Below are 6,384 nucleotides of genomic sequence, written 5' to 3'. Positions count from 1 at the left end.
CTATTTCAGGACAAGACAAATGATTGATCAAACAGATGACGTATTTGCTGTTTCATCATTCGATATTGCAAAAAAATTATCTGATGCTCAAAGAACAAAAAATATAACTGGTGGAATTGTCGTGATTTTTACTGGAAAGCAAGGCTTCCCAGCAAAAAAATTTTTGGGGGTAATCAAGGCTGAAATCTATAATGGTTATGCAAAGATAGTAGATGAAAATACAAATAAAATTTCACTAGACTTTATTGAGGAACTACTTTTAACACCTTCTTCAAAACTTTATAAAACAATTGCTTTCTTTGAAAAAGCTGATTATGCATCTCCATGTGATGATCTTAACGAAAAATGGCTAGTAATGATTTCGGATAATCAAATAAGTCAATCTGATGGTAAGGCAGCAGCCCAGTATTTCTATTCAGATTTTGCTGGATGTGGATATCCCCAGACTAGTGCAAGAACAACCAAACAATTTTATGAAGCTACTAAAGAGTTTATTACATCTCTTAACTACACAGTTGAAGTGCAAAATGATTTGATAAGCGCTTTAACAACCTATCTTAAAGTAGATAAATCTACGACTATTGACGCCTCATCTTTTGCTTCAACATACTTTAATGATCCAAAAATACAGGATAGCTTTAAGAACTTTTTAGATGAAAAAGGCCTACCGAATACAGCTTTTACAAAAGATATAGAACACATTAAATCTAAACTTCAAATTCGCAAAGTAGTCTTTAATAATAGCGTTAAAATATTAGCCTCTCCTGAGGTTTTCAAAAGTGATGTTATTATTAAGTCCTATGAAGGAGATAAAGATGCTTCTGGAATTGCGCAAACATGGACTCAAATTATTGTAAAAGACAGGATTAACCCTAAAGAATGAATGAAGTTATTTTTTTAGAGAGATGGAGATCAGAAAAACCCATGTATGAGGCATGGGGAGATATGATCGTCCATACTATTAAGAATAAGCTTCAAGAGCAACACGTAGATGATCTTGATTCATTCTTTAAAATTCCAGTTAAAGCGCGATTAAAAGCTGAAAACTCACTGTTAGATAAAGCTTTTAGACGAAATAAATCCTATGATAATCCTTATCATGATATTGAAGATAAAGTTGGCATCAGATTTGTAGTATTGCTTACTTCAGATATTGAAATCATTGAAAATATCATACAAGAGAGTTTCATTTGGGATTATGATTTATCTAGGGACTTCAAAGAGGAGCAGGAAAAAGACCCTCTTATTTTCACATACCAATCTGTGCACTTTATTTTGCGCCCCAAAGAAGTAATATCGTATAACGGGATTGAAATTCATCCATCAACCCCATGCGAAGTTCAAATAAGAACACTGTTACAGCACGCACATGCGGAATTAACTCATGATGCTATTTACAAATCGAAAAGAATAGCTCAGCCTAAAGTTCATAGAACTGTAGCTAAAAGTATGGCTCTGATTGAAACAACAGATGAATTCTTTTGCAGAGTGACTACAGAGCTAAATCGCGGCCCCTTGACCGATTTAAAAATAGTAGAAAAACTTGATTCTATGTATATGGCTTTAACCAATCTACACCCAACCCATCAAAAATCATCTTTATCAATTTGGGATGCTTATGAAGCATTTCTAGATGAAGAATTGATACACAACATTCAACTATTTATTGATAGAAATCCACACATAGCTGAATTAATTAAAGAAAAATACACTAAACATTCATTTTACAAAGAGAGTGTAGTTTTATTTATTTTCTGGATGCTCAAAAAACATAAAAACAGCCTATTAAATAACTGGCCTCTGCCATTAGAAAATCTAGACCTACTTGCAAGTGATATTGGTGTAAGCATTCCAATAGATTAAATTCATTAATTCTATTCTACCCACCCCTCGGTGGGTTTTCTTCTTTATGTAAGGTAAGTGTAACCTTGTCTTTAAACGCTACATTATAACAATTAGTATAAAGACACCTATGATTCATAAATAGAAAGGTAAGTCTCAATGAAATATCTGTTAGGCGCAGCATTGTTAGGATTGGCGATTACTGGCTGCACCTCAAATCCAAAAAACGAAGTGGTACAAGAAAAAGTTGTGAGCAATACTCCAGCTGAAACTCAGGTAATTAACTTTACTGGTCCAATGGATCTTACAGTTGAATTGAAATCTTCAGATAATTTTGAAACTGCAGAAATGACAGATAATTCTGGCAAGGTTTATCACCTTAAACGAGCTATTTCAGGAAGTGGTATGCGTTTGGCCAATGATGACGGCGTTTCAATTCACTTCAAAGCTGGTGAAGGTATTGTAGAGTTTATGAAAGACAAACCTATCAGTATTACTGAATACAAAAAATAAGATTTACGCTTTAAGAGAACCCACCTTGTGTGGGTTTTCTTTTGTCTATTAAATCTTATTTCACCTGAAGAGTAAAAATATTTTTATTATTTTTACCTAACAGGTATTTACTTTATTTTACCTCACAGGTATATTTTATCTCACAAGCAAAGAAAAGCCTCAGCGTTGTTCGAGCAACCTGAGGCATGACCCACAATCAACCTGTGAGTGAAATTATTATGAATGCAAAATTGACTCCACACAATAGCTTCAAGGTAACTCTTGTTGCTACTGCCTTAACTGTAAGCGCATTAGCGTTTGGTTGGCATGCTGACTTTGGTACTAGCCAAGCAGCTCCAGCTCAAAACATTCAATCTGAATACGGCATTGTGTCTTTAAAAATGCTTGATGACGTACGCGGTGAAGCAATCCTTAATCTGGATGGCTTTCGTTTGGAAATTACTTCGTTTGAAGTTGTAGCACATCCAGATGACTACGGTGTACCGGGTTCCGAGTTCACTAATGTAGAAGTAATAGAACTTGGTGAAATAAAAGTATTCGATGCCAATGGCAATCCATACAACGACTTCACTGATTATCAGGATCACCGCGAAATCAACGCAATGATCGCTGGCTATATCATGAAACATCGTCTGGTGGAGGTGCAGTCATGATTCTTAAATCTGCCGATCAAATCTTTGAAGCACTTTTGAATGGCCAGCTGGTTTACTGGTGTGAATATGGCTCTGATGATTGGTCCCCGCTTAATGACCAAGCACAAGTTAATTTTGCTGATCTTTACACTGGTTTCCTGCAATTCAAAGCAGATGAACTACCTGTCATTCCAATGCCAGTAGAGTTTGGCTCAACTCATCGTTACTTCTCTGAATACATCAAGACGTTTGAAGGACTTGAGATTTACAGGGTGGGTAAAAACCGGGTGAGCTACTTCGCTTTACGTGTCAAAAGCTCAGGGACTATTGCTGACTATTTCTGCAATACGTTGATTTACTCCATCCAACCTGACGGCTCTCTGAAGAAAATGGATAAGTCTACAGCTCCACAGTGGATTCTAGATGGTTTGGAAAATGCGCGAGTCGCCATGCGCAAAAATAAACGACATCAAGTTTTAGAAAGTACCGGCTTCTTTGGGTCTGAGGACTATAAGAACTTTAAGCGTAAAAACCGCCATTCAGGAGCTGTGTAATGTCGACTGTATTTTTCAAAAAAGCGGAACGTAAAAACGCGAAATTACGCCTTGCTCTGGCTGGCCCTACTGGCTCAGGTAAAACTTTGGGTGCGCTTCTTTTGGCTAAAGGTATTGGTGGAAAGATTGCTGTCGCTGATACCGAGAACAGTAGTGCTGAGCTATATGAAGATGTTGTTGAGTTTGAACATGCGAATATTCAACCTCCCTACACTCCTGAAAAGTTTATTGACGCTATTCAGGCTGCTGAAAAGGCTGGTTTTGACACCTTAATCCTGGACAGTATTACTCATGAGTGGTCCGGTGTTGGTGGCTGTTTGGAAATTGTCGACAAGCTCGCCAGTACAACTTTCAAGGGTAATAGCTGGGGTGCATGGAGCCAAGTTACCCCAAGGCACCGCAAATTTATCGATGCAATGCTTCAATCCAGCATCAATATTATTGTGACCATGCGCAGCAAGATGGATACCGTTCAGGTTGATGCAGGTAACGGTAAAAAGAAAGTTGAAAAGGTCGGAATGAAAGCTGAACAGCGTGACGGTATTGAATATGAGTTCACCACTGTTCTGGATCTAACTCACGACAACTATGCAGTTAGAACAAAAGACCGTACCCGCATTTTTAGTGAACCTATGCTGCTTTCTGAACAGGCTGGAGTGTTGCTTAAACAATGGTTGAACTCGGGATCTGCGAATGCATGCATCAATGGCAACCAATTCTTAGAGCTTGAGGCGCTTATGCAACAAGCTGGAATTGATATTGAAAAGTACTGTGCCAAACGGGGATTAAATAGTCTTCACGATGTTCAACAGCAAAAGTTTGAGGAAACGTGTGCCGGTATTCACTCAATCATTCAACGTAACCAACAAGCGCACCAAGCGAATGAGCAGCAACTGCATGCCGAAAACGAGGCACGTCTGGAAAATGATTATCAGGCTGCATTAAAGGATATTCAAAATGCGAGTCACGTTAATGATCTAAATCGGCCTGCGGACTACTTCAAAGGCACAAAGTACGAACAACAAATTTTAAATGCCTGCCAGGCGAAATCAGATATGGAAGGATGGTCAGCATGAATATTTTAAATAGCAAAGAAGCTTTTGACGCATTGATGGCTGGCCGAAATATCATGTGCCGCGCTGTTGGTGGATTAATGGATTTTGATGATCTGTCTCAATTCCCTGCCACTATTTTTGCTATGCCAGGCTATGAGTTCTGCATCAAGGTTGAGACCATGGAGCTGGCTGGTATTACGTTTGCTAAACCTTTAACTCTTGATGACGTGGTGGAAGGTCAGGAAATTTTCTTGGTTTATCCCAATCACATTGCACATACTCAATTCACTTCACTATCTGGAAAGTATGTTGAATGTATAAAAAATGGTTTTGCCCAGATGGATCAGGAGAATGCTGAATTACAGCTACAAGCAATTGGTAAACTTCTTGGGCGAACTATTGCTTACCCTTTGACGATAGAAAGTCATTACAAGCCTGAAAAGAAACGTCGTAGTCGAAAAGCCAAGGAAGATACTGAACAGCCTGGTATTCCAACTGGTCCAGATAATGCTGTACCAAATATTGAGAAACGGCCTGAGCTAGAAGTAGTTCAATCTGTTGAAGCCATAGAGCAAGAAGCCACTGTTAATACTGAAGCACCTACAGAAACTGAAGAAGATTCGGTTGAAACTGACCCGGTAAAGCTGGTTGAAAAGTTTACAGCGCAAATTGACCAGTTTACTAAGGTTGATGACGTTCTTTCATTCCGCCACGTATTTCTGGCTAATGGATACTTAGATCAAAAAGATCAACAGCATTTGTGCAAGCAGACTGAAGATAAATTGCTTGAACTGAATCCTGAGCAATACACACCTAAGGTTGAACCTGAGTCAGTCATCAAAGAACTAGTTGAACCCGATCAACTAAACATAATTGAAGAAATCGAACATCAAGCCACTAAAGACGTTCAACAAGCTATTTGCAAGGATGCGATGTCAGGCAATGGAAAATCAAGCTATCCAATTGATATGCTTTATACCAAAAAGAAACAGGTACTGATCAATCGGATCTATGACATGAATTCAGTAGAAGCTTTGGAGCGATTAGCACCAGCAATTCCTGCGGCTAAATTACTTCCCGCTGATCATCAAGAATTACTCGGCATATATGCACAGCGCAAAGAGATTTTGATCCAAGCTAGTGAAACTGGTGAAGCTTCATGATCTATCAATATTCCTCTAAAACCCGAGTCGTGCTAATCCAGCATGGCTCCAAAATCAAAAAATGTTGGGGATTGAGATGATTTTCAAAATCAAAAAGAAACATGAAGCTGGTTTCAAACTTTGGCTGGAAAAGCTGGGTTATGCAAAGAAAGAACTTGCAGATGGTAGCTCTACTTTTTCAGGCAAAGGTACACGCAAAGCACTGAGCTATGTGTTTTTAAAGAATGATTTAACAGGTAATGCAGCATGCCAGATGCTATTCGATGAATATGAAATGCACCTGCGCTGCCCGAATGTTTCGAATGAAACCAGCGAAAACTTAGCAAAAATTGTGGCTAATCAGATTATGAAGGCGGCGTGATGGATAGTACTAATCAAGTAGTTAAGCCAACTCCCTATGACGATGCTCAGTTTCTCTGGTGCACCAAATGGTGTGAAGAAAAAGGTTTAAGCCCATACGATGCTAAAAACTGGGCTGATGCAAAATTTGAATATTTAAAACTGCAGGAGAAAAACAGTGACTGAAGTTCAAGAAAACATTGCTGTATCCAAAGGTCAGGAAGAAAACGTTATTGATAGATTTATTGCTGACGGTGAATTTGATCGTAAGCGTCCGCTGAACACA

9 protein-coding genes are annotated in these 6,384 nt (G+C 38.5%); all 9 read left to right on the top strand.

All coding sequences use genetic code 11. The annotated features are described in order from the left end of the window. Positions 1–883: nucleoid-associated protein (locus B3Q46_RS13095; RefSeq protein WP_286716157.1), on the top strand; the 883-nt coding region annotated here is incomplete at its 5' end. After that, positions 880–1,863 (top strand): GTP pyrophosphokinase, encoded by a 984-nt coding sequence (locus B3Q46_RS13090; protein WP_286716155.1) that lies wholly within the window; start codon positions 880–882, stop codon positions 1,861–1,863. The genes B3Q46_RS13095 and B3Q46_RS13090, both read left to right, overlap by 4 nt. 138 nt (positions 1,864–2,001) lie before the next feature. Then, on the top strand, positions 2,002–2,355 hold the full coding sequence (locus B3Q46_RS13085) for a hypothetical protein (protein WP_005104451.1): 354 nt from the start codon (positions 2,002–2,004) through the stop codon (positions 2,353–2,355). Between the two features lie 230 nt (positions 2,356–2,585). After that, positions 2,586–3,008: a hypothetical protein gene (locus tag B3Q46_RS13080; protein WP_286716153.1), complete on the top strand. Its 423-nt coding sequence runs from the start codon at positions 2,586–2,588 to the stop codon at positions 3,006–3,008. Continuing rightward, positions 3,005–3,541: a hypothetical protein gene (locus B3Q46_RS13075; RefSeq protein WP_286716151.1), complete on the top strand. Its 537-nt coding sequence runs from the start codon at positions 3,005–3,007 to the stop codon at positions 3,539–3,541. The genes B3Q46_RS13080 and B3Q46_RS13075 overlap by 4 nt, the downstream gene beginning before the upstream one ends. Continuing rightward, on the top strand, positions 3,541–4,617 hold the full coding sequence (locus B3Q46_RS13070) for an ATP-binding protein (RefSeq protein WP_200230640.1): 1,077 nt from the start codon (positions 3,541–3,543) through the stop codon (positions 4,615–4,617). Before B3Q46_RS13075 ends, B3Q46_RS13070 begins: the two co-directional genes overlap by 1 nt. Further along, positions 4,614–5,759: a hypothetical protein gene (locus B3Q46_RS13065; RefSeq protein ID WP_286716137.1), complete on the top strand. Its 1,146-nt coding sequence runs from the start codon at positions 4,614–4,616 to the stop codon at positions 5,757–5,759. Before B3Q46_RS13070 ends, B3Q46_RS13065 begins: the two co-directional genes overlap by 4 nt. 76 nt (positions 5,760–5,835) lie before the next feature. Next, positions 5,836–6,120, top strand: coding sequence for a hypothetical protein (locus B3Q46_RS13060; protein WP_286716135.1), 285 nt, complete (start codon positions 5,836–5,838; stop codon positions 6,118–6,120). Continuing rightward, a complete protein-coding gene (locus B3Q46_RS13055; protein WP_180003601.1) occupies positions 6,120–6,284 on the top strand; it encodes a hypothetical protein in 165 nt (54 codons plus the stop codon). The genes B3Q46_RS13060 and B3Q46_RS13055 overlap by 1 nt, the downstream gene beginning before the upstream one ends. Positions 6,285–6,384 lie beyond the last annotated feature (100 nt).

It is taken from the genome of Acinetobacter sp. UBA2581 (genome assembly GCF_002339435.1).
Lineage (GTDB): Bacteria > Pseudomonadota > Gammaproteobacteria > Pseudomonadales > Moraxellaceae > Acinetobacter > Acinetobacter variabilis.
The sequence above is the reverse complement of the archived record's forward strand: the minus strand, read 5'-3'. Positions and strand labels throughout refer to the sequence as shown.

What these genes read in the sequence shown, in the direction of transcription:
- B3Q46_RS13090 (WP_286716155.1), top strand. Translation starts at nt 880, where the DNA reads ATGAATGAAGTTATTTTTTTAGAGAGATGGAGATCAGAAAAACCCATG.
- B3Q46_RS13085 (WP_005104451.1), top strand. Translation starts at nt 2,002, where the DNA reads ATGAAATATCTGTTAGGCGCAGCATTGTTAGGATTGGCGATTACTGGC.
- B3Q46_RS13075 (WP_286716151.1), top strand. Translation starts at nt 3,005, where the DNA reads ATGATTCTTAAATCTGCCGATCAAATCTTTGAAGCACTTTTGAATGGC.
- B3Q46_RS13070 (WP_200230640.1), top strand. Translation starts at nt 3,541, where the DNA reads ATGTCGACTGTATTTTTCAAAAAAGCGGAACGTAAAAACGCGAAATTA.
- B3Q46_RS13065 (WP_286716137.1), top strand. Translation starts at nt 4,614, where the DNA reads ATGAATATTTTAAATAGCAAAGAAGCTTTTGACGCATTGATGGCTGGC.
- B3Q46_RS13060 (WP_286716135.1), top strand. Translation starts at nt 5,836, where the DNA reads ATGATTTTCAAAATCAAAAAGAAACATGAAGCTGGTTTCAAACTTTGG.
- B3Q46_RS13055 (WP_180003601.1), top strand. Translation starts at nt 6,120, where the DNA reads ATGGATAGTACTAATCAAGTAGTTAAGCCAACTCCCTATGACGATGCT.